Below are 23,775 nucleotides of genomic sequence, written 5' to 3'. Positions count from 1 at the left end.
CGCTATGCTGCATTCTGCTGCAAAATCCATTCAAACTTGCCGCGAATTGCCAAAGCCGGTTGGGCAAACGTGAAAAAACGCCGCCGGTTTCGGGCAGCGTTTGCAGTTTTCCGCAGGATCAGGGGTGCTCAGCGCCGTTCAGGCACGATCTGCTGGGCAATGCCGACAAACAGCAGGTAGACGGAGGTTACCACCAGCCCCCAATGCGCCCAGCTTTGCGGATGGAAATCAACCCAGGCGGCCCAGCCGGCAAAGAAAGTCCAGGCCAGAGCCATCGGCAGAGACACCTTGCGCCAGCGCACCGTGCGGACCGGATGAATGAACTTCAGCGGCAGGAACATGGCGATGGACAAGAGCGTCACCAGCACCAGGCTGGTCCAATGGCTGGGCTCCAGCGCAAAGATCACCAGCACCGGCATGTTCCAGACCCCGGGATAGCCGGAAAAGGAGTTGTCCTTGGTCTTCATCCGCGTGTCGGCGTAATACATCGCGCTGCCAAAGGTGATCACGATGATCGCAAACCAGCCGGTCCAGCCCGCCATCAGCCCCGACTGAAACAGGGCAAAGGCGGGAATGAAGACATAGGTCAGGTAGTCGATGATCAGGTCCAGCAGCACCCCGTCGAACTCCGGCGAGTAGCGCTTGACGTGGTAATGCCGCGCCAGCGGGCCGTCGATGCCATCCACCGCAAAGGCCACCACCAGCCACAGGAACATCAGGCTCCACTTGCCGTCCGCTGCTGCCAGCATGGCCAGCATGGCGAAAACGGCGCCGGTTGCGGTAAGCAAGTGAACGGAAAGGGCGCGCAGTTGAGGTGTCATCCGTCCCTGATGGCGAATTTGCCCTTTGGCCGCAAGCGCTCAGTGCAGCTTTGAGCAGAATTCCGTGCCTGCAGGCAACTGAATGCGGGTCACACGGCTGCGGCGGCCCTGGGGGCCTGGGCAGGTGGCGTCAGGAAAGGAAAAGGGCAGCCCCAGAGGCATGTCGCGCTCCCGCTGCTGGATGCCGGGCGGCGGTGCAGGGGCGGCAGGGGCGCCATCGGCAATGAGATCGGCAAAGCCGGCGAAGGTCATGGCAGAATCCTTTCTGGATCGGTTTTTGCCATCAAGCCTGCACCGCCTTAACGGCAGCTTTCCTCCGGCCGCAAAAATAGCGCGCATTTTAATCAACCCGCCCGCGGCGCGGGGTCAGCCGCAGCAGCAATCGCCCTGTTGCACAGGCGGGCAGGGGACAGTTCCGTAAGAGCAGAAAACGCAGCAATCGCCCGGCTTCGGCCGCAGAAGCGTGCGGCAGGACGGGCATTCATGGAACCATTGGCAGGCGTCCTGCGGCATCTCCTCCTCAGCCTCGTGCCCGCAGGCGGGACAGGTCAGAACGCTGGTCAGGATCACTTGCGCAGGGGATGTTTCGGTCATCGGCGGGCCTCCTGCTGACAGCAAAGGCCAGACCGGGCACCCTGGTCAAGTCACGCCTTCGGGTGGGCCTTGTTGTAGACCTCCAGCAGGTGGCTGGTGTCCACTGCCGTATAGGCTTGGGTGGTCGACAGCGAGGCGTGGCCCAAGAGCTCCTGGATGGCCCGCAGGTCGCCGCCGGCCTCCAGCAGGTGGGTGGCAAAGCTGTGGCGCAGCGCGTGCGGCGTGGCGGTCGCAGGCAGGCCCAGCTGGGCGCGGGTCTTGGCCATCACCCCCTGGATCTGGCGCGGGTTCAGCGCGCCGCCGCGAACGCCCCGGAACAGCGGCGCCTCCGGTTCCTGCGGATGCGGGCAGAGGATCAGGTAGCGTTCCACCGCATCGCGGGCGGCAGGCAGCACCGGCACCACCCGTTCTTTCCGGCCCTTGCCGAGAATGCGCAGCACCGGCGGCAGCGGCGCGTCGGCGCCCTTCAGCCCCAGCGCCTCGGAAATCCGCAGTCCGCAGCCGTAAAGCAGCGTCACCACCGCAACATCCCGTGCCGCAACCCAGTCCTGCTGCGATTGCAGCTCCACGGTTTCCAGCACCGCCTTGGCAGCCTCCGGCGCCAGCGGCCGCGGCAGCTTCTTCTGGAACTTGGGGGAGCGCGCCAGCAGCACCGCGGCTGGCTCAAACCCTTCGCGTTCCGCCAGCCAGCGGTAGAAATTCTTGACCGCTGACAGTTTGCGCGCCAGCGACCGCGCACCGGTGCCGGAGGTGCGCTCCGACGCCATCCAGGCCCGCATGTCGGCGGTGGTGATCCGCGCCAGCGCCCCCAGACCCTGCGGCCCGCCGCTGTGCTGGGTCATGAAGGACAGGAAGGCGGTTACATCGCCGCGGTAGGCTGTCAGCGTGTTGGCCGAGGCATCCTCCAGCCCGCCCAGCCGCTCCAGCCAAAGCTGCAGTGCGTCGCGGCAGGCGGGGGAGATCAGGGTCATGACAGCCAGTAGCGCATCGAACGTTCGAAAACGCCGCCGAAGAAGGCCAGAAGATCACTGCCCTGCATCGGCGAGAACTGATGCGGGTCTTCCGATCCCATCACCAGCATGCCGGGCAGGCGGCCTTCACCCAAGTCCAGCATCAGGCAGACCTCGGAGCGGATCCATTCGGCCTTCGGCCCGTAAACCCGCGGGCTGCCGCCCTGTGTCTGACGCAGGGTGACGGCCCGTTCGTGGCCGGCCTGGCCGGCATAGCTTTCGGTGAAGCCGGGGCCAGCCAGCTTCAGCACGCCGGATTTGCGCTCCACCGCTGCACCGCCGGGCTGGGCGGTCTCCAGCACCAAGGCCAGCGCGTGAACGCGCAGGATCTCCGGCATCTCCTGCTCCAGGCAGGCGAGGAAGGCGGTGAAATCCTGCGGTTCCAGCAGCCGCAGCACGGCGCGGTGGATCAGGTTGGTGCCGGCCAGGTTGTCGTAAGCCGCGGCAATCACCGAGCGGTGGGTGTCCTCCAGCCGGTCCAGCCGGGCCGCCATCCGCTCCATCGCAATGCCGCGCAGATCAACGACGTTGGAGCCCATCGCCCGCTCATTGGCGGCGACCAGGGCATTCATCAGGTGTTGATCCTCCAGCACCGCGTCAGGTTTGGCGAGGATCGCCTCGCGCAGCTGATTTTCCAGGCTGGCTGAATTGCTTGAACTGCTCATGGGTGAACTCTTGCGGCTCCGGACCTCTGGCGGGTTTGGTGACGTGTATAACACGGGAAATTTGCAATGCTGAGGAAAAATGCGGCTGCAGCGGAAATTGCCGCCGGGGTGTGCTCCCGCCTGTTGCCGGTGCATATGCATGCCCCGCACCTGCACCGGGCCGCAACAGAAAAAGGCGCCCGGACCGGGCGCCTTTCGTGGTCTTCCGTCTGGCGGGCGGATCAGAGGATCTTGATCTCTGCCGCCTTGATGTCGGCCAGGAAAGCATCCAGGCCCTTGTCGGTCAGCGGGTGGTTCACCATCGCCTTGATCACGGCCGGCGGCGCGGTGATCACGTCGGCGCCGATGCGGGCCGAATCCAGCACATGGTTCACAGAGCGGATCGAGGCGGCCAGGATCTGGGTCTCGAACCCGTAGTTGTCATAGATGGTGCGGATGTCCTCGATCAGCTCCATGCCATCCAGGTTGATGTCGTCCAGACGCCCGATGAACGGAGAGATGAAGGTCGCGCCCGCCTTGGCCGCCAGCAGCGCCTGGTTGGCGGAGAAGCACAGGGTCACGTTGACCATGTGGCCGTCGTCGGTCAGGGTTTTACAGGCTTTCAGGCCGTCCCAGGTCAGCGGCACCTTCACCGCGATGTTCTCGGCGATCTCCACCAGCTTGCGGCCTTCGGCGATCATGGTCTCGGCATCGGTTGCGGTGACCTCAGCAGAGACCGGCCCGTCGACCAGATCACAGATCTCCTTGGTGACCTCGATGATGTCGCGGCCGGATTTCTTGATCAGCGACGGGTTGGTGGTGACACCGTCCACCATGCCCAAATCATTGAGCTCGGCAATCGCGTCGATCTCGGCGGTATCTACGAAGAATTTCATGGGGCAGTCCTTTGGATGGGTTGGCCTCGGTCGCCACAGCCTTTACCTCATGCATATGCAGGCGGCAACAAGGCGGATGGCGTGAGCGGGCAGGAGTTCTTTCAGGCAGGTGAAAGGGTCGGGGTTCTGACCACGCAGCCCCTTGACCGGCTGCTGGATTACCGCGCGCCGGAAGGCGGCTGCTACCTGGGTGCCTATGTCGAGGTGCCGCTGGGGCCGCGCAAGGTTCTAGGCGTGGTCTGGGGGGCGGGTGCCGGAGATTTCGATTCGGCCAAGCTGCGTTCGGTGATCCGGGTGCTGGACGTGGCGCCGATGCGCAGCGAGATGCGCCAGTTCCTGGGAAAGGCCGCCGACTATACACTGACCCCGATGCCCGCGATGCTGCGGCTGGCAACCCGCGCGCCGGGGCTTTCCGATCCGCCCTCAATGCGCAAGATCCTGCGCCGGGGCGACGGTGTGCCGGACCGGATGACCGACGCCCGCACCCGTGTGCTGGAGGTGCTGGAGGAGTATGGCGGCCTCGCCTTCACGCCCAAGGAGCTCGCCGATATGGCCGGTGTGACACCCTCGGTGGTGAAGGGGCTGGTCAAGCAGGGCGCCCTGCGCGAGGAGGAAGCCCCCCGCGATCTGCCCTATCCGCATCTCGACCCGGAACTGCCCTCCAAGCAGTTGACCGAGGATCAGGCGAAGGCCGCCGCTGTGCTGGCCGAGGCCGTCCACAGCGGCCGCTACGGCACCACGCTGCTGAAAGGCGTCACCGGTTCCGGCAAGACAGAGGTGTACCTCGAGGCCGTCGCCGCCGCCTTGCGCGCCGGGCGGCAGGCGCTGGTGCTGCTGCCTGAAATTGCCCTGACCGCCGAATTCCTCACCCGCGTTGAGGCCCGGTTCGGTGCCAAACCCGCCGAGTGGCACTCCGGTGCCACCATGACTGAACGCCGCCGGGTCTGGAAAATGGTCGGGCAGGGGGCGGCGCAGCTGGTGATCGGCGCCCGCTCGGCGCTGTTCCTGCCGTTCCGCGACCTCGGCTTGATCATCGTCGATGAGGAGCACGACACCTCCTACAAGCAGGAGGACGGGGTCCTGTACAACGCCCGCGACATGGCGGTGCTGCGCGCAGCCATGTGCTCGGCGCAGGTGGTGCTGGCTTCGGCCACGCCGTCCCTTGAGACTTGGGCCAATGCCGAGGCCGGCAAGTACAACCGGCTGGACCTCACCTCCCGCTTCGGCGCTTCGGTTCTGCCGGAGATGCGCGCGGTGGATATGCGGTCAGAAGACCTGCTGCCCTCGACCTGGATTTCGCCCACCTTGAAGCAGGCAATGAACCTCAGGATGGAACGCGGCGAGCAATCGCTCCTGTTCCTCAACCGCCGCGGCTTTGCCCCGGTCACCATCTGCCGCGCCTGCGGCGCGCAGGTGGCTTGCGATCATTGCGACGCGCGGATGGTCGAGCACCGTTTCATGAAGCGGCTGATGTGCCACCAGTGCGGCGAGACCAAACCGGTGCCGGAGGTCTGCCCCTCCTGCGAGGTGGAGGGCAAGATGGCCCCGGTCGGCCCAGGCATCGAGCGGCTGGCGGAAGAAGCCACCGGCCTGTTCCCGGAGGCCCGCATCGCGGTTCTCAGCTCCGACCTGTTCGGCTCTGCCCGCGCGCTGAAGCAGCGGATCGAGGAGATTGCCGCAGGCGAGGCGGACATCATCCTTGGCACCCAGCTGGTCGCCAAGGGCCACAACTTCCCGCTGCTGACGCTGGTGGGGGTGATTGACGCCGACCTTGGCCTGCAAGGCTCCGACCTGCGCGCGGCGGAGCGGACCTTTCAGCTGATGCGCCAGGTGGCGGGCCGGGCAGGGCGCGCCGAACGCCCGGGCGAGGCGCTAATGCAGACCTTCCAGCCCGAGCACCCGGTGATCCGGGCGATCCTGTCGGGGGATGAGGAAAGTTTCTGGAAAGCAGAAGCCGCCGAGCGCCAGGCCGCAGGCGTGCCGCCCTACGGGCGGATGGCCGGGATCATCCTGTCGGGACCGGATCTGGCGGCGGTCTTTGATCTTGGCAACGCCATGGCCCGCAACGACGGTCCGCTGCGCCAAATCGGCGCCCAGCTATTTGGTCCGGCGCCTGCGCCCATTGCCCGGGTCCGCGGCCGCCACCGGGTGCGGCTGCTGGTCAAGGCGCCGAAAGGCGTGCCTTTGCAGGAAGCGCTGGCCCGCTGGACCGCGCCGCTGCGGCTGAAGGGCGACTTGCGCCTCAGCATCGACATCGATCCGCAGAGCTTTTTCTGAAAACAGCCAGGGGGCTTTGCACCCTCGCGCCCTCGGCGCTCACCCCCAGGATACTTTTAGCCAGATGAAGAACGGATCCTTTGTTCATCTGGCCGCAAATATCCCGGAGCGTGCGGCAGAGCCTCGCATTTCCAGTCTCTGCGCGCTGGTGCGGAGCTTAATGTGCAGGCGGGTTTTCCCCCTCGCCAGACCGGCGCAACAGGCGTAAACCCTTGCTCATGTTCAAACCGATGCCCCTTTCCGAAGCCCAGGGCCTCCCGTTCTGGCGCCGCCCGGTGACGCTTCTGTTCCTGATGGCGCTGGCGATGCCGATTGCCTTCAACACCTGGAGCGCGCTGCTCAACAACTTCGTGATCGAGGCGGCCAATTTCGACGGCGCCGACATCGGCCTGTTGCACACGGTGCGAGAAATTCCGGGCTTTCTGGCCGTCGGTGTGATCGCGGTGATCCTGTTCGTGCGCGAGCAGGTGCTGGGGCTGATCTCGCTGGTGCTCTTGGGCGTGGCCACCGCCGTCACCGCCTGGTTCCCTTCGCTTGGCGGCCTCTTGATAGTGACTCTGCTCAGCTCCATCGGTTTCCACTACTACGAGACGGTGAACCAGTCGCTGCAGCTGCAATGGCTGCCCAAGGACCGGGCGCCGCAGACGCTGGGCTGGCTGGTTGCGGCCGGATCGGCGGCAACGCTGGTGGTTTACGGATTGATCGTGCTGACCTGGGAAAGCCTGGGCCTCAGCTACAATACTGTGTTCCTGGCCGCAGGCGGGCTGACTGCCGCCATCGCGCTGTTTGCGCTCTTGGCCTATCCGCAGTTCGATGCGCCGCACCCGCAGACCAAGAAGCTGGTCCTGCGCAAGCGGTACTGGCTCTATTACGCGCTGCAGTTCATGGCCGGAGCACGGCGGCAGATCTTCGTGGTCTTCGCAGGCTTCATGATGGTTGAGAAATTCGGCTTCGAGGTGCATGAACTGACCGGGCTTTATCTCGTCAACCTGGTGATCAACATGACCGTGGCGCCGCTGCTGGGCAAGGCCGTGGCCGCCTTTGGCGAGCGCCGCACGCTGATCTTCGAATACGCAGGCTTGGCCATCGTCTTTGCGGCCTATGGCGGCATCTACTGGTTCGGCTGGGGCGTGGTGATTGCGGCTGTGCTCTATGTGGTCGACCATGTGCTGTTTGCCCTGGCCCTGGCGCTCAAGACCTATTTCCAGAAGATCGCCGACCCGGGTGACATTGCCCCCACCGCCGCCGTGGCCTTTACCATCAATCACATCGCCGCGGTGTTCCTGCCGGTGCTGCTGGGCCTTCTCTGGGTCTATGAACCAGGCCTGGTCTTTGCCCTGGCGGCTGCCATGGCGCTGGTGTCGCTGTCTCTGTCGCTGCTGATCCCGCGCCACCCGGAACCGGGCAACGAGACCATCTTCAGCAAATACGCACGGCCTGCGCCGGCCGAATGACCCTTCCGCCCAGCCAAGGGGCGGAGCGCCCGCGCACAGGGTGAGCGCGGGCGCTGTCTGGCTTGCAGCCAGGCGGATGCTTGACGCGGGGCGCGCGGCGGCCTAGGCGCTTGGCAACAGTTTCAGGAGCAACGCCATGCCCACATACACCGCCCTCACCACGCTCACCGCAAAAGCTCAGGCCGAAGCGCTCGGCGAAGCCATGGAGCGGCTCATCCCGGAACCCACCGGCATTGGCGTCTTCGAAATGGAGGACGGCTCCGGCCTGTGGGAGGTTGGCGGTTATTTCACTGAAGCGCCCGACGAGGCAGGCCTCGCACTGCTGGCCGCGATGCATGACGCCAAGCCCTTTGTTGTCTCCGAGGTGCCGGAAACCGACTGGGTCGCCCATGTGCGCCGCGAGCTGGCGCCGGTCGAGGCGGGCCGGTTCTTTGTCTACGGGTCGCATGACGCGGACAAGGTGCCGGCGGACAAGATCCCGCTGCTGATCGAGGCGGCGATGGCCTTTGGCACCGGCCACCACGGCACCACGCTCGGCTGCCTCAAGGCGCTGGACCACCTGCTGGATCAGGGCTTCCGCGGCGAAAGGGTGGCCGACATCGGCTGCGGCACCGCGGTGCTGGCAATGGCTGCCGCCCGGGTCTGGGACGGCGCCATCCTGGCCAGCGACATCGACGAGGTTGCGGTCGAGGTGGCCGAGGCCAACCTCAAGGCCAATGGCATGGAAGGCCAGGTCGCCTGCCTGGAGGCGGCTGGCTTTGACAACCCAAAGCTGCAGGCGCAGGCGCCTTATGACCTGATTTTTGCCAACATCCTGAAAGGGCCGCTGGTTGCCCTGGCTCCTGACCTGACCGCGAATCTGCGTCCCGGCGGCTATGCGATTCTCTCCGGAATCCTGAATGAGCAGGCCGACGACGTGGTTAGTGTTTATGCACAGAACGGCGCCAATCTTGCGCGCCGGGAGGAAATTGGTGAATGGACAACGTTACTTCTCCGTAAAGCGGGCTGATTGAATCAAGTTTGCGGCAAATTTGAGGGGCTTGCCGCAATTTCGCCCCATTTTTAGCCAATGATGGGCTACCCGCTGGTGGGGGCCAGTTCGGAGGCTCGTAATGGGCGAACATCGTGATCAGTTCCAGTCGCGCTTGCAGCAGATCAACCGCAAGCATATGGCCATGTCCGGAGGCTATTCCGCAAAGATGCGGCCGGACGGGCTTTTGGTAATCAAGCCGCACCGGGTGCAATCCCGGATTTCGGCGCGCACGCTGGTGTTCCTGGCGGCATTCTTTCTGCTGTTCAAAGGGTTCCTGATGGCTGCGCTTGGCTTTGACAGCTATGACGAGCGCGTCAGGACGCTCGCCGTCGGCAGCGTGGTTGAGCGTGCCGGCGCCTACATCATGCAGGCGGATCCCGTTTCCGTCTTTATCGCCCAGAACATCGGGCCGGTTCTGCGCTGAGCAAAGGGCGGTTACCGGGGCTGGAAAAGGCCGCTGCGGGGGGGGCAGCGGCCTTTTTCGTGCCCGCGCCAAACCGGCGGCGGCCAGGCAATAAAAAACGCCGCGGCCCTGCAGGGTCCGCGGCGTTTCCCTATGCGCCCCGAGGGAGGAGGCAGGGCGGTAAAGGGGAGAAGCTCAGAGGACGGTTTTGCCGGTGGCAACGTTCTCGATGTCACCGCGGCACATGCCGATGTCGGCCAGCTCGCGGTCGGACAGGCCGGACAGGGCGTTGCGGGTTGCGCGCGCGTCGTTCCAGGCGGCGAATGCGCCTGCAGCAGCGGCAAACAGGTCGCCGAAACGGCCAAACAGGCCGGTGGAACCATAGGTGGTGCGGGTGGTATCAAATGCGGCCATATCCGTGTCCTCTGATTAGCTGTTAGCATCCGTCGCGGTGTTGCGATGGGCGGCATCTAGTGGCGAAATTTTTGTGCGGCAAGGCATGAAATTGCATGTGTCATATGCGCTGTGCGCATAGCTATTTTCTATGTAAACAAGGGCTTTGCGGCGGCTGCCGGAACTGACGCGAAAATGTCGCTCCTGCCTCTGCAATGGGTCGTTTCCAGGCCGGAATTGCGGCCTGTGCGGTATCGGACCAGCGGCGAAAGCAATTGGACATGTTCGCGTTTTGTGCTAATCGTGGAAAAAATAATTCTGAACCAGCGGGCAGGGACCGGGCACATCATGCGGATTTTGGGAATTGATCCGGGGTTGCGGAACCTCGGATGGGGCGTGATCGAATCGCGCGGCACCCGGCTCAGCCATATTGCTAATGGCGTCTGCACCTCCGACGGCGATGATCTGGGCGAGCGTCTGCTGTCGCTGCACAATCAGGTATCCGAGATCATCGAAGAGTTCGCTCCGGATCAGGCGGCGATCGAACAGACCTTCGTGAACAAGGACGGAGCCGGCACGCTGAAGCTGGGCCAGGCGCGCGGCGTGGCGCTGCTGACGCTGGCCAAGGCCGGCCTGCCGGTGGGGGAATACGCCCCGAACCGGGTCAAGAAGACGGTCGTGGGTGTCGGCCATGCCGAGAAGGAGCAGATCATTCACATGGTCAAGCTGCAGCTGCCGGGCTGCCTGCCGAAAAACGCCGATGCGGCGGATGCGCTGGCGATTGCGATCTGCCACGCCTATTACGGAGGCACCCAGCAGCGCCAATTGAGGGAGAAACGCGCATGATCGGCAAACTGACGGGCCGCCTCGACTACCGGGCGCAGGATCACGTGCTGATCGACGTGCGCGGCGTCGGCTATATCGTCTATTGCTCCGACCGCACGATGGCCGCGCTGCCCGGGATGGGGGAGGCCATCGCGCTTTACACCGACATGGTGGTGCGCGAGGACCTGATGCAGCTATACGGCTTCACCTCGCTGGTGGAGAAGGAATGGCACCGCCTGCTGACCTCGGTGCAAGGCGTGGGTGCCAAGGTGTCGCTGGCCATCCTCGGCGCGCTGGGGCCGGACGGGGTGAGCCGCGCAATTGCGCTGGGCGACTGGGCCTCGGTCAAGGCGGCCAAGGGCGTCGGTCCCAAGACCGCGCAGCGCATCGTGCTGGACCTCAAGGACAAGGCGCCCGGCGTGATGGCAATGGGCGGCACGGTTGTGGATGCGATGGACGGCCCGGGGCTGGAGGTGGTTGATGACGCCGATCCCGGACCCGCCGCCAAACCGGCCCGCAAGGCGCCGCCGAAGAAGCCCTCAGGGGCAGCCGCTGCCTCTGCCGGGGCGCTGTCGGCTTTGGGCAATCTGGGCTACGGGCCGTCGGATGCCGCTGCCGCAGTGGCCGAAGCCGCCGCGACCTATCCGGATGCGGATGAGCCGGAACTGATCCGTGCCTCGCTGCGCCTGCTCGCGCCGAAGGGGTGACTAAGTTGTTGCGGATATCGGATGTCACGCCCGACCGAGAGACCGGGCAGCGCCCTTCCCGCCCCCCGTCAAACCGAAGGTTTGCCTCCGGCAAAACGGGCGGGCGCATCGCTTCCTGCCCCGCCGGGACGGGCGCTGCCCTTACCGCGTTCCCTCTAGTTGCGGAAACACTGACATGATTGACGCCGACCCCGCCCTGCGCCCCGAGCCGCTGCCGGAAGACAACGACCGCGCCCTGCGCCCGCAGGGCCTCAGCGAATTCATCGGCCAGGCCGAAGCCCGCGCCAACCTGCGCGTCTTCATTGAGTCCGCCCGGCGCCGCGGCGAGGCGATGGACCACACGCTGTTCCACGGGCCCCCGGGCCTCGGCAAGACCACCTTAGCGCAGATCGTGGCGCGCGAGCTGGGGGTGAACTTCCGCATGACCTCCGGTCCGGTGCTGGCCAAGGCGGGCGATCTGGCGGCGATCCTCACCAATCTTGAGGCCCGCGACGTGCTGTTCATCGACGAGATCCACCGGCTGAACCCGGCGGTGGAGGAAGTGCTTTATCCGGCGATGGAGGATTTCGAGCTGGACCTGGTGATTGGCGAAGGCCCGGCGGCCCGCACCGTCCGGATTGAGCTGCAGCCCTTCACCTTGGTCGGCGCCACCACCCGCATGGGTCTGCTGACCACACCGCTGCGCGACCGCTTCGGCATCCCGACCCGGCTGCAGTTCTACACCATTGATGAACTCTTTGAGATCGTCAGCCGCAACGCCCGCAAGCTGGGCGCGCCGGCAGATGACGCCGGCGCCCGCGAGATCGCGCGGCGCGCCCGCGGCACCCCCAGGATCGCTGGGCGGCTCCTGCGCCGCGTGGTGGATTTTGCAGTGGTCGAGGGCGATGGAACCATCACCCGGGAGCTGGCCGATGGCGCCCTGACGCGGCTGGGGGTGGATCAGCTGGGGCTCGATGGCGCCGACCGCCGTTACCTGCGGCTCATTGCCGAAAACTACGGCGGCGGCCCGGTGGGGATCGAGACGATCTCAGCGGCCCTCAGCGAAAGCCGCGACGCGCTGGAGGAGGTGATCGAACCCTACCTGTTGCAGCAGGGGTTGATCCAGCGCACCCCGCGCGGGCGGATGCTGGCGCAAAAAGCCTGGACCCACCTGGGAATGGCGCCGCCGCGCAGCCAGAACGACTTGTTCGGGTAACACCGGCGGGCACTGCAATAAGTGGTGGTGCCCTATACGTGTAGGTGCCGCGCCGCTGTGCGGCGCGGCACCCGGCGGGGATATTTTGGGCAAGAGGAAGTGGGCCGCGCCGCGCCAGCGGCGCCGGGCCCAAGGCTGGTTCCGGCGGCCTGGCACAGCCAGGAGGCCGGACACGCGCGGGAGCCGACCTCTTGCCGCCGCGCGGCGCAGGCGGCATAGACGGGGCAGGATCAAGGAGACCCATATGACCGCCCAGCTGCCAGACCTGACGCCGGAGCAGATCGAAGCCCTGTTCACCCGCAATGACGGCTCTTACGCCTTTGCCCGCTGGGGGCGGCCGGTGGCGCCGATCGTGTTCGGGGTGCAGGACGAGACCCTCAAGACCATCAAGGGCGCTCTGGAGGCGGTTATGACGCTGGCAGGCCACCAGATGGCCGAGACCGATCCGGAGCTTGGCTCGAACCTGATGTTCTTCTTCTTCCGCGACTGGGACGAGCTGCTGGAGGTGCCGGATCTGGACCGGCTGATCCCTGGGCTTGAGCCGCTGGTCGCCCGGCTGAAGGAGGCGGACGCCAGCCAGTACCGCGCCTTCCGCTTTGACGAACAAGGCGGCATCAAGGCGGCGTTTGTATTCCTGCGGATGAAGGGCACGATGGCGCAGATGCCGGCCGAGACGCTGGCACTGACCCAGGCAGTTCAGGTGGCGCTGATGTGGGGCGATGCCGCCTTTGCCGAGGCCTCGCCCTTGGCGGTGCTGCCAGAAACCGGCGCCACCATCCTGCGCCCTGAGATCGCCGGCGTGATCGCGGCGGCTTACGACCGAATGATGCCGGTGGCGGCACAGGACAAATCCCACGCCCTGCGCCTGTTTGCGCGCCTGCAGGCGCCGGCGGCGGAGCAGCCGCAGTCCTGATGCGGGCCTTCGTTGGCCTGCCCCTGCCTGATGCAGCCCTGGACGCGCTGGAACGTGTGCAAGAAGGGTTGACCGCCGGGCGGCATGTGCCGGCAGAGAACATGCACCTGACGCTGGCCTTCCTGGATGACCAGCCGGAGGCAGCGCTGCAGGCTCTGCATCAGATGCTGGCGGAGATCAGCGTGCCGCCTTTGACGCTGACCTTCCGCGGGCTTGACACCTTTGGCGGCAAGCTGCCGCGGGTGCTGGCGGCTGAGGTGCAGAAGACGCCTGAGCTGACCGGGCTGCGCGGCCAGATCCGCGGCGCCTGCCGGCAGGCCGGGGTTGAGCTGCCCCGCGAACGGTTCCGTCCGCATGTGACGCTGGCACGCTTTCCCCGGCATCTGGAGGCGGGGCAGGTGGAAAAGATCGCACGGTATCTGGCAGAGGCGGCGGATTTCCGGCTGGAGTGCGCAGCAGAGGCATTTGCCCTGTTCCAGTCCACGCTGGCGCCAAGCGGTGCACGCTATGATGTGCTGGCGGAGTATGCGCTGAGGGGCTGATTGCGCGACAAGGGCCGCATAGTCCCGCGGGGGGCAATCGCGCCGCCCCATAGAGGCGGGCCATGCCGGAGGTATGCTTGGAGCATGACGCGGCCCGGCCTGCAGCCGGGCGGTTGCTGGCGCACAAACCGCTGTTGGTTTTCTGCCAGTTGCATTAAGTTTCCGCCGGAAAACAGGAGCAGGCAATGAACCACCAATTCCCCGTCCGGGTCTACTACGAGGACACTGACATGGGCGGGATCGTCTATCACGCCAATTACCTGCGCTTCATTGAACGGGCCCGCAGCGACTGGGTGCGCGGTATCGGAGTGGATCAGAACGCCATGCGCGAGGCTGGCCTGATCTATGTTGTGCGCCGGATCGAGGCGGATTACCTGGCGCCTGCCAAGTTCGACGAGGAGCTGCTGGTCACCACCACAATGCACAACGTCACACCGGCCCGGATGATCCTGAATCAGGAAGTCACGCGCGACGGCCAGCCGTTGTTCCGCGCCCAGGTCACCATCGTATGTATCACCTCGGGCGGCAAACCGGCCCGGCTTCCGGCAGAGATTCGCGCATTGCGGTAACAATTGGCGCCCGCCCGCCTGTTTTGTTGGCCTTTGCCATTGAACTGCGCTAGCGTCTTGCCAAATAAGGCCGGATAAACGGCCGGGAAAACCGTAGAGCAGGCGAATGGAAGCAGAAACTCTGGCGCTGGCGCAGGAGATTGATTTCTCCATGTGGGGCCTTTTCGCGCGGGCCACCGTAACCGTGAAACTGGTGATGCTGATGCTGGTGGGGGCCTCAATCTGGTCCTGGGCGATCATCATCCAGAAAACCATCAACTACCGCCTCGCCCGCAGGGAAGCGGATGCCTTTGACCGGGCGTTCTGGTCCGGCAATCCTCTGGATGAGCTGTTTGAGCGGCTGGGGGCCGAACCCTCGGGCCAGGCGGCGCGGATCTTCTCGGCCGGCATGAGCGAGTGGCGCCGCAGCCACCGCAGCGACGGCGGGCTGATCCCCGGCGCGCAGGCGCGCATCGACCGGTCGATGGATGTCGCCATCGCCAAGGAAACCGAGGGCCTGCAGGGCGGGCTGTCGGTGCTGGCCACCGTGGGCTCCACCGCGCCGTTTGTGGGCCTGTTCGGCACCGTCTGGGGCATCATGACCGCCTTCATCGAGATCGCGGAGCAACAGAACACCAACCTCGCCGTTGTGGCGCCGGGCATTGCCGAGGCGCTGATGGCAACCGGCCTGGGGCTGCTGGCGGCAATCCCGGCGGTGGTCTTCTACAACAAGCTGAGCGCGGACAGCGACCGCATCATCGGCGGCTATGAGGCCTTTGCCGATGAGTTCGCCACCATCCTCAGCCGCCAGCTGGACTCCTGACGCCATGGGTGCCGCTGTCCAGCAGCCTTCAGGCGGTGGCAATCGCCGCCGGGGCCGCCGCCGCGGGCGCGGCCGGCCGATGTCCGAGATTAACGTGACGCCCTTTGTGGACGTCATGCTGGTGCTTCTGATCATCTTCATGGTGGCCGCACCGCTGATGACCGTTGGCGTGCCGGTGGAGCTGCCCAAGACCGCAGCCGGAGCCTTGCCCGGGGATGAGGAAGAGCCGCTGACCGTGACCATGACCGCCGGGGGCGGGGTGGAAATCCAGACCACGCCGGTGGCGCGCGACGAATTGGTGCCCAAGCTGCGGGCGATTGCGGCAGAGCGGACCTCGGACCGGGTGTTCCTGCGCGCTGACGGTCGGATTGCCTATGCCGACGTGATGCAGGTGATGGGCGCGCTGAACGCGGGCGGTTTTTCCAACGTCGGGCTGGTCACTGATACCGGCGGCCCGGCCTTGGACGGGCGGCAAGCTGACAGCACGGGGCAGTAGGCGGGGACGCGGACGGTGCAGACCGGAACCAAGATCTCTCTTGCCGGGCACGGATTGCTGATGGGATGGGTTGTCTTCGGCGCCTGGTTCCCGTCCGAACCCCTGCCGTCCAACGTGCAGCAGGTGGCGCTGATTTCCGCCGAGCAGTTCGAGAAGCTGAGCCAGCAGCGCCAGGCGCCGCAAGTGGCGCCGGAGCCTGCGCAGCTAAATGAGCCCGCCGCGGTGCAGCCCGCGCCGGATCCGGAGCCGCAGGCCGATCCGGAACCGGAGATTGCCCGGCCCGAACCGGTTGTCCCGGCGGCGCCGGACCCGCAGGTGACGGATCGCCCGGAGCCGCAGCCGGAGCCGGACGTGCCTGTTGAACTGCCTTCTGCCGCGGAAGAGCCGGAAGTGGCCTCGCTGGTGCCGCAGTTGCGCCCCGAAATGGCGCCGCGCCCGGTTGACCGTGTGGCGCCGGAGCCGGTGGCGCCGCCGGAGCCGGACACGAAGATCGACGATATTGTCCAGCCTGAGGTCGCGCCGGAGGAAGGTGCCGAGACCGAGCAGGACGTACAGGAAGCCACCGCGCGGGAAGCGGCCAATGACCGGATCGTGACCGAGGAGAACGAGGGCGAGGATGTCGCGACCTCTGCTGCGCCGGCCGTGTCCAAGCGCCCCAAGACCCGGCCCGCCCGGCCCAAGCCGGAGCCGGAGCCGCAGGTGACCGAAGCGGCGCAGTCCGCGGAACCAGAGCAGCCCGCAAAGACGCAGCAGTCTGACACCTCTTCTGCGGTGGCGGATGCGCTCGCCGAAGCGCTGGCCGGCGGCGCCGATGTTGTGGCGCCGGAACCCTCGGGCCCGCCGCTGACCCTGGGCGAGAAGGATGCGCTGCGGGTCGAAGTCTCGCGCTGCTGGAACGTGGGATCGCTGTCGACGGACGCGCTGAAGACCACGGTTGTCGTCAGCGTGTCGCTGGCGCAGGACGGCAAGCCTGACACCGGCTCCATCCGGATGCTGTCGAGCACCGGCGGATCTTCCTCGGCGGCGAAACAGGCTTATGAGGCCGCCCGGCGGGCGATTATCCGCTGCGGGGCGAGGGGGTTTCAGCTTCCCCCTGAAAAATACGCGCAATGGCGTGATATTGAGATGACATTCAATCCTGAAAGGATGCGGATCAAATGAGGAAAATACTGGCAGCTCTTCTGATCGGTGCCGCGGCGGCGGCAGGGGCAGGCGCGGCCATGGCTCAGGATGGCCCGCTTCGAATCGAGATCGACCAGGGCGTGATCGAGCCGTTGCCCTATGCGGTGCCGGATTTCGTGCCCGAAACCCCGGCGGCGTCGGAATATGCCGCCCAGATCGCGCGGGTGATCGCGGCGGACCTGAGCGGCACCGGCCTGTTCCGGGAAGTGCCGGCCAGCGCCCATATCTCCAAGGTCACAGGGTTCGACAGCCCGGCGAAGTATGCCGACTGGAAGGCGGTGAACGCGCAGGCGCTGATCACCGGCGCGGTCAGCGTGAACGGCAACCAGCTGACAGTGCGCTTCCGCGGCCACGACGTATTTGCCGAAAAGGAGCTGGGCACCGGCCTGCAGTTCACCGGCACCACCGATGGCTGGCGGCGGATGGCGCATAAGGTGGCGGATGCGATCTACAGCCGGATCACCGGCGAAAGCGGCTATTTCGACAGCCGCGTGGTCTATGTCTCCGAAAGCGGCCCCAAGAACGACCGCCGCAAGCGGCTGGCGGTGATGGATTACGACGGCGCCAATGTGCAGTACCTGACCAACAGCGCTTCGATCGTGCTGGCGCCGCGGTTCTCGCCCACCGGCGACCGGGTGCTCTACACAAGCTATGAGAGCGGGTTTCCGCAGATCCATGTGCTGGATGTGGGCCAAGTGCAGCGCAAGGTGCTGTCCAGCGGCGATGGCACCATGAGCTTTGCGCCGCGGTTTGCACCGGACGGTCGCACCATTGTCTACTCGCAGACCCAGGGCGGCAACACCGACCTGTTTTCGATGGATATCCACACCGGCGCCAAGACCCGGCTGACCTCTGCACCCTCGATCGAGACGGCGCCGTCGTTTTCGCCGGATGGCAGCCAGATCGTGTTCGAAAGCGACCGTTCCGGCAGCCAGCAGCTCTATGTGATGCCTGCAGGCGGCGGCGAGGCGCGGCGGATCAGTTTCGGCCAGGGGCGCTACGGCACGCCGGTGTGGTCGCCGCGCGGCGACATGATCGCCTTTACCAAGCAGAACAAGGGCCGGTTCCACATTGGCGTCATGCGCACCGACGGCAGCGAGGAACGGCTGCTGACCGCTTCCTTCCTGGACGAGGGGCCGACCTGGGCGCCGAACGGCCGGGTGATCATGTTCACCCGTGAAAGCCAGGGCAGCGCCGGGCGGGCGCTGCTGTATTCGGTGGACATCACCGGGCGCAACCTGAAACCGGTGAAAACGCCGGACGGGGCGTCGGATCCGGCCTGGTCGCCGCTGCAGAATTGAAAGTATTAATTTGGCGGGGATACCCGCATAGAACCTGACCCGGGCATGTGTTAATTTCCGGGCAAGAAACGCAAAAGGAATAGGCAGACGATATGAGCGGTTTGAAATTGGCAGTAGCGGCTGTTGCCGTTCTGGGCCTGGCGGCCTGCAGCAACAATCGGTGGGACGACACGGCAAATGGCGGTGCCGGCGCAGGCGCCGGACTGGGGGCGGGGGCGCTGGACCCGGCAAGCCCGGCCTATTTCCAGCAGACCATTGGCGACCGCGTGCTGTTTGCAGTGGACCAGTCGACCCTGTCGCCCGCGGCGCAGGGCATTCTGCAGGGCCAGGCGCGCTGGCTGACCCAGAACGCCGACTATGTGGTCACCATCGAAGGCCACGCGGATGAGCAGGGCACCCGCGAGTACAACCTGGCACTGGGTGCCCGGCGCGCCAATGCCGCGCGGGAATACCTGATTTCGCAAGGGGTTGCAGGGCACCGGATGAAGGTGGTCAGCTACGGCAAGGAGCGCCCGCTGGAAATTTGCTCGGAAGAGGCCTGCTATGCCAAGAACCGCCGTGCGGTCACCGTGCTGGCCGGCGGCCTGACGGGGTAAAGCCATGAGACGCCTGCGCACTGTTCTTTTGACCTCCGTGATGCTGCTGCCGCTGCCGCTGGCGGCGCAGGACCAGCAGACGCTGGCAGACGTCCGCCAGGAGCTGACCGTTCTGCATGTCGAGATCCAGCGGCTGAAGCGGGAGATGTCGACGACTGCTGCGCCATCGGTGGATGTGTCCGGTGATACGGTTCTGGACCGGGTTGCCGCAATTGAGAGTGAATTGCAGCGCCTCACCCTGCAGACCGAGGAGCTGGGACACCGGATCGACCGGATCGTGACCGATGGCACCAACCGGATCGGCGATCTGGAGTTCCGCCTGGTCGAGCTGGAAGGCGGCGATGTCGGCGCGCTGAAGGAAACCACCACTTTGGGCGGCGGTGAGCTGCCCTCGATTGGCGGACCGGCCGCCCTGGACGGTGCGGGCGTGCCTGGCACGGGCGCCGTTGGCGGCGGGGCGGCAGGCGGTGAACTGGCGGTTGGTGAGCAAGCGGACTTTGACGCTGCTGAAAAGCTGCTGGCCGAAGGTTTGTATCAGGACGCTGCAGAGAAATTCGCGGCCTTCAACCAGGCCTATCCAGGGAGCCCGCTGGCGCCCGCAGCTGAGTTCAGCCGCGGCAAGGCGCTGGACGGGCTGGGCGACACCCGCGAAGCGGCACGGGCCTATCTGGCGGCCTTCACCGGCAATTCTGCCGGCCCGGTGGCCCCCAGGGCCTTGTTCGAACTGGGCGCCGCCCTGGGCCGCCTTGGCCAGACCGATCAGGCCTGTGTCACGCTGTCTGAAGTCGGCGTGCGTTTCCCAGGTGTTGCGGAGGAAGCTGACGCCACTGCAGAAATGGCCAAGCTGGGCTGTTCTTGACAGGCGTGCGGCGCGATATCCTGGGATTGCTTCGCAGCCAGTTCCAATCGGCGCAGACCGGAAGGCTGGGCATTGCGCTGTCCGGCGGCAGCGATTCGATGGCGCTGATGCATCTGATGCATGAGGCCTTCAAGGATGAGCCGGTTGAGCTTTTTGCCGCCACCATCGACCACGGGCTGCGGCCGGAAGCGGCGGCTGAAGCCCGCTGGGCAGGCGAGGCGGCTGAAGCGCTGGGGATTGCCCATGAGGTGATCCGCTGGGAGGACGGCCCCGGCAAGGGCAACCTGCAAAGCCAGGCCCGCGAGGCGCGCTATGAACTGCTGTGCAGCTGGGCCAAGCGCAACAGCATTCCCATCCTCTGTGTCGCCCATACTGCGGATGATCAGGCGGAAACCCTGCTGATGCGGATGGCGCGGGCGGCGGGTGTTGCGGGCCTGTCCGGCATGGCGCCGCGCCGTGTCCACAAGGGCGTCACCCTGCTGCGGCCGCTGCTGGAAGTGACCCGCAGCGAATTGCGCCAGTACCTGCAGGAGCGCGGCATCGAATGGTGCGATGACCCCAGCAACAGCGATATCCGGTATGAGCGGGTGAGGGCGCGCCGCGCACTGGCGGAGCTGGCGCCGTTGGGGCTGACGCCGACGGTTCTGTCCCGGGTTGCGGAAAACATGAGCAAGGCGCGCGAGGCGCTGGACTGGTATGTGTTCCTGGCCGCCCGCGACATGGCGCATGTGCAGGCCGGCGCAGTGGTTCTGTGCCAGCGCAAGTTCCGCACCCTGCCCAGCGAGACCGGCTACCGACTGCTGGTCAAGGCGATTCAATGGGTGGCGGGCACCCCCTATCCGCCGCGCCGGGTGCCGATGGAGATCGCGGTCCTGGCGGCGCGCGGCGGCGGCGCGGCCACCGTTTCGGGCTGCCATCTGCTGACAACCACCAAGCAGATCTGGATCTGCCGGGAGGCCAAGGCGGTCGAGCGCATCACGGCGCTGCCCGGCCAGGTCTGGGATGACCGGTGGAAGGTTTTCGGAGGCGATGCAAAGGGTTGCGAAGTGCGCGCCCTGGGGCGCGACGGGCTGTTCAACTGCCCTTCCTGGCGCGCAACCGGCGTGCCAGGCACCGTTCTGGAGACCAGCCCGGCGGTGTGGCGCGGGCCCGAGCTGATCGCTGCGCCGGTTGCCGGAATGGCCAACGGCTGGGCGGCGGAACCGGCGGCAAACGAAGAAGAGTTCTTTGCGTCCCTTTTATCGCATTGAACCTGCTCGAATGATCCTTATTTTAAGCACAACGCAGGCGGCCTGAGAGGTGCGCCTTACTGATAGGGAGAACTTTCCTTGGGCAACGCTCGCAATATCGCCTTTTGGGTTGTTCTGTTTCTGCTGATTCTGGCGCTGTTCAATCTGTTCAGCGGTTCCGGCAGCACGATGCAGAGCCGTGAACGCACATTCTCGGACTTCGTCAGTTCGGTAGAGACCGGCAAGGTCAGCACCGTTACGCTGGACGGCGAACAGGTCCGTTACACCACGACCGACGGGCAGAACTACGTCACCATCAAGCCGGGCGATGCCGAAGTCACTTCGCTGCTGATCGACAAGAACATCCCGGTGCGGGCAGAAAAGCAGCAGCAGTCGGGCTTCCAGTCCTTCCTGATCACGCTGCTGCCGTTCCTGCTGCTGATCGGTGTCTGGATCTACTTCATGAACCGGATGCAGGGCGGCGGCAAAGGCGGCGCCATGGGATTCGGAAAATCCAAGGCCAAGATGCTGACCGAGAAGCACGGCCGCGTCACCTTTGACGACGTGGCGGGCATCGACGAAGCCAAGGAAGAGCTGGAAGAGATCGTCGAATTCCTGCGCAACCCGCAGAAGTTCTCGCGCCTGGGCGGCAAAATCCCCAAGGGCGCGCTGCTGGTCGGCCCTCCGGGCACCGGTAAGACGCTGCTGGCGCGTGCCATTGCGGGCGAGGCCGGGGTTCCGTTCTTCACCATCTCCGGGTCCGATTTCGTCGAGATGTTCGTCGGCGTCGGCGCCTCTCGCGTACGCGACATGTTCGAGCAGGCCAAGAAGAACGCGCCCTGCATCGTCTTCATTGACGAGATCGATGCGGTGGGCCGCCATCGCGGCGCCGGCTATGGCGGCGGCAATGACGAGCGCGAGCAGACCCTGAACCAGTTGCTGGTCGAAATGGACGGCTTTGAGGCCAACGAGGGTGTCATCATCCTGGCGGCCACCAACCGCAAGGACGTGCTGGACCCGGCACTGCTGCGCCCGGGCCGCTTTGACCGCCAGGTCACCGTCGGCAACCCCGATATCAAGGGCCGCGAGAAGATCCTGGCGGTGCATGCCCGCAAGACCCCGCTGGGCCCGGATGTGGACCTGCGCATCATCGCCCGCGGCACCCCCGGTTTCTCCGGCGCCGATCTGGCCAACCTGGTCAATGAAGCAGCGCTGATGGCCGCCCGCGTCGGCCGCCGCTTTGTCACCATGGAGGATTTCGAATCCGCCAAGGACAAGGTGATGATGGGCGCCGAGCGCCGCTCGATGGTGCTGACTCAGGACCAGAAGGAAAAGACCGCCTATCACGAGGCCGGCCATGCCGTCGTCGGCCTGGCGCTGCCGCTGTGCGACCCGGTCTACAAGGCCACCATCATCCCGCGCGGCGGTGCCCTGGGCATGGTGGTCAGCCTGCCGGAAATGGACCGGCTGAACTATCACCGCGATGAGTGCCAGCAGAAACTGGCGATGACCATGGCGGGCAAGGCGGCGGAAGTCATCAAGTATGGCGAGGATCATGTCTCCAACGGCCCGGCCGGCGACATCCAGCAGGCCAGCCAGCTGGCCCGCGCCATGGTGCTGCGCTGGGGCATGTCGGACAAGGTCGGCAACATCGACTATGCCGAAGCCCACGAAGGCTACTCCGGCAACACCGCAGGCTTCTCTGTGTCCGCCCACACCAAGGAGCTGATCGAGGAAGAGGTGAAACGCTTCATCCAGCAGGGCTATGAGAAGGCGCTGGAGATCCTCAAGGACAAGACCGAGGAGTGGGAGCGGTTGGCGCAGGGGCTTCTGGAGTACGAGACCCTGACCGGCGAAGAGATCAAGCGGGTGATGAACGGCGAGCCCCCGCAGGCCGGCGACGACGAGGATGACAGCGAGGATCAGGGCAATGCCTCGGTCACCGCGATCCCCAAGGCCAAGCCCAAGAAAACCCCGCCGGAAGGCGGTATGGAGCCAGAGCCCTCCGCCTGATCTCCCAAGAATTTGCCCCCGGAAGCCGCTGGCCTCCGGGGGTTATTATTTGCAGTCTTGCTGTCCTGGATCACAAAAAAGCATCGCAACCGGTCTGGCCCCGGCCTGCTCTGCCTGTATGCTCGCCCGTCACAACGACTTATTGGCGAGGGAGAGCTGACATGCCGGTGCTGCGGAAAACGGAATACACAGGGCAGATTACCTGGCTGGGCTATGTTCCCGCAGGCAGCGGCCTGCAGGCAGTGCCGTCGGACCGGCTGGATCTGGGCTTTGGCGGCATTGCCGGGGAACGCCACCAAGGCGATAACCGCGCCTCCTGCGTGCGGGTGCGCAATCTCTATCCCGAGGGCACCGAAATCCGCAATGTGCGCCAGTTGACCATCCTGTCGGAAGAGGAGCTGGCGCTGATTGCCGCGGACATGGGGATGGAGACCGTGAACCCTGCACATCTCGGCGCCACCATCGTGCTTCGCGGCATCCCGGACCTTACCTTTGTGCCGCCGTCCTCGCGCCTGCAGGGGCCGGACGGGGTGACGCTGACGGTGGACATGGAAAACCGCCCTTGCGTGCTGCCCGGGCGGGAAATCGAGAAGGACCGCGCAGGCTTTGGCGCCCGCTTCAAGCCTGCGGCACAGAATCGGCGGGGAATCACCGCCTGGGTGGAACGTCCCGGCAGCCTTGAGCTGGGCAGCGAGTTGGCTCTGTTTGTTCCGGATCAGCGCGCCTGGGTGCCGCAAGCGCCCCCTTTCCGGGAAATGGGTTTCCTTTAAGGAACCGAGGAGGGGCCTGCGAGAGACCTCACGCCGCTTCAAGGCGGGATAATGTCGGAAATCAAGCGCGTCATTTGCCGCATATTGGCTAAGTCTATCGCGAAACCGGCATCGCTGTGCCGGCGATTGTATGCAAACTCAGCAGGAACCTTGCCATGAGCTACAAGAGTGACATCGAGATTGCGCGTGAGGCGCAGAAGAAGCCGATCCAGGAGATTGGCGCGAAGATCGGGATTTCCAGCGACGACCTG

At 65.5% G+C, this 23,775-nt stretch carries 26 protein-coding genes; 19 read left to right on the top strand and 7 right to left on the bottom strand.

Going from position 1 to position 23,775, the window contains the following annotated elements; all coding sequences use genetic code 11:
- Positions 1 to 128: 128 nt before the first annotated feature.
- The 6 genes from LHL23_RS17305 to fsa form a co-directional block, all read right to left on the bottom strand.
- Positions 129 to 821, bottom strand: coding sequence for a CDP-alcohol phosphatidyltransferase family protein (locus tag LHL23_RS17305; RefSeq protein WP_222482267.1), 693 nt, complete (start codon positions 819 to 821; stop codon positions 129 to 131).
- Positions 822 to 860: 39 nt separating this feature from the next.
- A complete protein-coding gene (locus tag LHL23_RS17300) occupies positions 861 to 1,073 on the bottom strand; it encodes a hypothetical protein (RefSeq protein WP_226430855.1) in 213 nt (70 codons plus the stop codon).
- A 114-nt stretch (positions 1,074 to 1,187) separates the two neighbouring features.
- Positions 1,188 to 1,415, bottom strand: coding sequence for a GDCCVxC domain-containing (seleno)protein (locus LHL23_RS17295; protein ID WP_226430854.1), 228 nt, complete (start codon positions 1,413 to 1,415; stop codon positions 1,188 to 1,190).
- A gap of 50 nt (positions 1,416 to 1,465) precedes the next feature.
- The gene (locus LHL23_RS17290; protein WP_226430853.1) at positions 1,466 to 2,386 is read right to left on the bottom strand and encodes a tyrosine recombinase XerC; all 921 of its coding nucleotides are present in this window, start codon (positions 2,384 to 2,386) and stop codon (positions 1,466 to 1,468) included.
- Positions 2,383 to 3,090 carry a DUF484 family protein gene (locus tag LHL23_RS17285; protein ID WP_226430852.1) on the bottom strand — a complete coding sequence of 236 codons (708 nt, stop codon included), beginning with the start codon at positions 3,088 to 3,090 and terminating at the stop codon, positions 2,383 to 2,385. The genes LHL23_RS17290 and LHL23_RS17285 overlap by 4 nt, the downstream gene beginning before the upstream one ends.
- 221 nt (positions 3,091 to 3,311) lie before the next feature.
- Positions 3,312 to 3,965, bottom strand: coding sequence for a fructose-6-phosphate aldolase (fsa, locus tag LHL23_RS17280; protein ID WP_222482264.1), 654 nt, complete (start codon positions 3,963 to 3,965; stop codon positions 3,312 to 3,314).
- An 81-nt stretch (positions 3,966 to 4,046) separates the two neighbouring features.
- On the opposite strand from fsa, the gene LHL23_RS17275 reads away from it, so the two are divergent.
- From LHL23_RS17275 to LHL23_RS17260, 4 genes are all read left to right on the top strand, one after another.
- Positions 4,047 to 6,242, top strand: coding sequence for a primosomal protein N' (locus LHL23_RS17275; RefSeq protein WP_226430851.1), 2,196 nt, complete (start codon positions 4,047 to 4,049; stop codon positions 6,240 to 6,242).
- A 218-nt stretch (positions 6,243 to 6,460) separates the two neighbouring features.
- On the top strand, positions 6,461 to 7,696 hold the full coding sequence (locus LHL23_RS17270; protein ID WP_226430850.1) for an MFS transporter: 1,236 nt from the start codon (positions 6,461 to 6,463) through the stop codon (positions 7,694 to 7,696).
- 136 nt (positions 7,697 to 7,832) lie between these two features.
- A complete protein-coding gene (locus LHL23_RS17265; protein WP_226430849.1) occupies positions 7,833 to 8,705 on the top strand; it encodes a 50S ribosomal protein L11 methyltransferase in 873 nt (290 codons plus the stop codon).
- Positions 8,706 to 8,808: 103 nt separating this feature from the next.
- Positions 8,809 to 9,153 carry a hypothetical protein gene (locus LHL23_RS17260; protein WP_226430848.1) on the top strand — a complete coding sequence of 115 codons (345 nt, stop codon included), beginning with the start codon at positions 8,809 to 8,811 and terminating at the stop codon, positions 9,151 to 9,153.
- A gap of 174 nt (positions 9,154 to 9,327) precedes the next feature.
- On the opposite strand, the gene LHL23_RS17255 is transcribed toward LHL23_RS17260, so the two are convergent.
- Positions 9,328 to 9,546: a DUF1127 domain-containing protein gene (locus LHL23_RS17255; protein ID WP_222482260.1), complete on the bottom strand. Its 219-nt coding sequence runs from the start codon at positions 9,544 to 9,546 to the stop codon at positions 9,328 to 9,330.
- Between the two features lie 327 nt (positions 9,547 to 9,873).
- Here LHL23_RS17255 and ruvC point away from each other — a divergent pair, with 327 nt between their 5' ends.
- The 15 genes from ruvC to LHL23_RS17180 all read left to right on the top strand — a co-directional run bounded on the left by ruvC (position 9,874) and on the right by LHL23_RS17180 (position 23,524).
- Positions 9,874 to 10,371: a crossover junction endodeoxyribonuclease RuvC gene (ruvC, locus tag LHL23_RS17250; protein WP_222482259.1), complete on the top strand. Its 498-nt coding sequence runs from the start codon at positions 9,874 to 9,876 to the stop codon at positions 10,369 to 10,371.
- Positions 10,368 to 11,057 carry a Holliday junction branch migration protein RuvA gene (ruvA, locus tag LHL23_RS17245; protein WP_226430847.1) on the top strand — a complete coding sequence of 230 codons (690 nt, stop codon included), beginning with the start codon at positions 10,368 to 10,370 and terminating at the stop codon, positions 11,055 to 11,057. The genes ruvC and ruvA overlap by 4 nt, the downstream gene beginning before the upstream one ends.
- 175 nt (positions 11,058 to 11,232) lie before the next feature.
- Positions 11,233 to 12,252, top strand: coding sequence for a Holliday junction branch migration DNA helicase RuvB (gene ruvB / locus LHL23_RS17240; protein WP_226430846.1), 1,020 nt, complete (start codon positions 11,233 to 11,235; stop codon positions 12,250 to 12,252).
- A 244-nt stretch (positions 12,253 to 12,496) separates the two neighbouring features.
- On the top strand, positions 12,497 to 13,165 hold the full coding sequence (locus LHL23_RS17235) for a hypothetical protein (protein WP_226430845.1): 669 nt from the start codon (positions 12,497 to 12,499) through the stop codon (positions 13,163 to 13,165).
- A complete protein-coding gene (thpR, locus tag LHL23_RS17230; protein ID WP_226430844.1) occupies positions 13,165 to 13,707 on the top strand; it encodes an RNA 2',3'-cyclic phosphodiesterase in 543 nt (180 codons plus the stop codon). The genes LHL23_RS17235 and thpR overlap by 1 nt, the downstream gene beginning before the upstream one ends.
- Positions 13,708 to 13,892: 185 nt before the next feature.
- Complete coding sequence (gene ybgC, locus LHL23_RS17225; protein WP_226430843.1) at positions 13,893 to 14,276, top strand: tol-pal system-associated acyl-CoA thioesterase; 384 nt, start codon at positions 13,893 to 13,895, stop codon at positions 14,274 to 14,276.
- A gap of 106 nt (positions 14,277 to 14,382) precedes the next feature.
- Positions 14,383 to 15,078 carry a protein TolQ gene (gene tolQ, locus LHL23_RS17220; RefSeq protein WP_222482253.1) on the top strand — a complete coding sequence of 232 codons (696 nt, stop codon included), beginning with the start codon at positions 14,383 to 14,385 and terminating at the stop codon, positions 15,076 to 15,078.
- 4 nt (positions 15,079 to 15,082) lie between these two features.
- Positions 15,083 to 15,574 (top strand): ExbD/TolR family protein, encoded by a 492-nt coding sequence (locus tag LHL23_RS17215; protein ID WP_226430842.1) that lies wholly within the window; start codon positions 15,083 to 15,085, stop codon positions 15,572 to 15,574.
- Between the two features lie 15 nt (positions 15,575 to 15,589).
- Positions 15,590 to 16,735, top strand: a complete 1,146-nt coding sequence (locus LHL23_RS17210) for an energy transducer TonB (RefSeq protein WP_226430841.1) — start codon at positions 15,590 to 15,592, stop codon at positions 16,733 to 16,735.
- Positions 16,732 to 18,057: a Tol-Pal system beta propeller repeat protein TolB gene (tolB, locus tag LHL23_RS17205; protein ID WP_226430840.1), complete on the top strand. Its 1,326-nt coding sequence runs from the start codon at positions 16,732 to 16,734 to the stop codon at positions 18,055 to 18,057. Before LHL23_RS17210 ends, tolB begins: the two co-directional genes overlap by 4 nt.
- Before the next feature lie 92 nt (positions 18,058 to 18,149).
- Positions 18,150 to 18,653 (top strand): peptidoglycan-associated lipoprotein Pal, encoded by a 504-nt coding sequence (gene pal, locus LHL23_RS17200; protein WP_222482249.1) that lies wholly within the window; start codon positions 18,150 to 18,152, stop codon positions 18,651 to 18,653.
- A gap of 4 nt (positions 18,654 to 18,657) precedes the next feature.
- The gene (ybgF, locus tag LHL23_RS17195; protein ID WP_226430839.1) at positions 18,658 to 19,512 is read left to right on the top strand and encodes a tol-pal system protein YbgF; all 855 of its coding nucleotides are present in this window, start codon (positions 18,658 to 18,660) and stop codon (positions 19,510 to 19,512) included.
- Entirely contained in the window at positions 19,509 to 20,762 is a 1,254-nt protein-coding gene (tilS, locus tag LHL23_RS17190; RefSeq protein ID WP_226430838.1) for a tRNA lysidine(34) synthetase TilS, read from the top strand. The genes ybgF and tilS overlap by 4 nt, the downstream gene beginning before the upstream one ends.
- A 78-nt stretch (positions 20,763 to 20,840) precedes the next feature.
- A complete protein-coding gene (gene ftsH / locus LHL23_RS17185; RefSeq protein ID WP_222482246.1) occupies positions 20,841 to 22,754 on the top strand; it encodes an ATP-dependent zinc metalloprotease FtsH in 1,914 nt (637 codons plus the stop codon).
- 161 nt (positions 22,755 to 22,915) lie between these two features.
- Complete coding sequence (locus LHL23_RS17180) at positions 22,916 to 23,524, top strand: MOSC domain-containing protein (protein WP_226430837.1); 609 nt, start codon at positions 22,916 to 22,918, stop codon at positions 23,522 to 23,524.
- Positions 23,525 to 23,775 lie beyond the last annotated feature (251 nt).

The sequence above is a fragment of the Leisingera sp. McT4-56 genome, from assembly GCF_020514995.1.
GTDB lineage: Bacteria > Pseudomonadota > Alphaproteobacteria > Rhodobacterales > Rhodobacteraceae > Leisingera > Leisingera aquaemixtae_A.
This window is presented reverse-complemented; position numbering and strand designations above follow the sequence as displayed.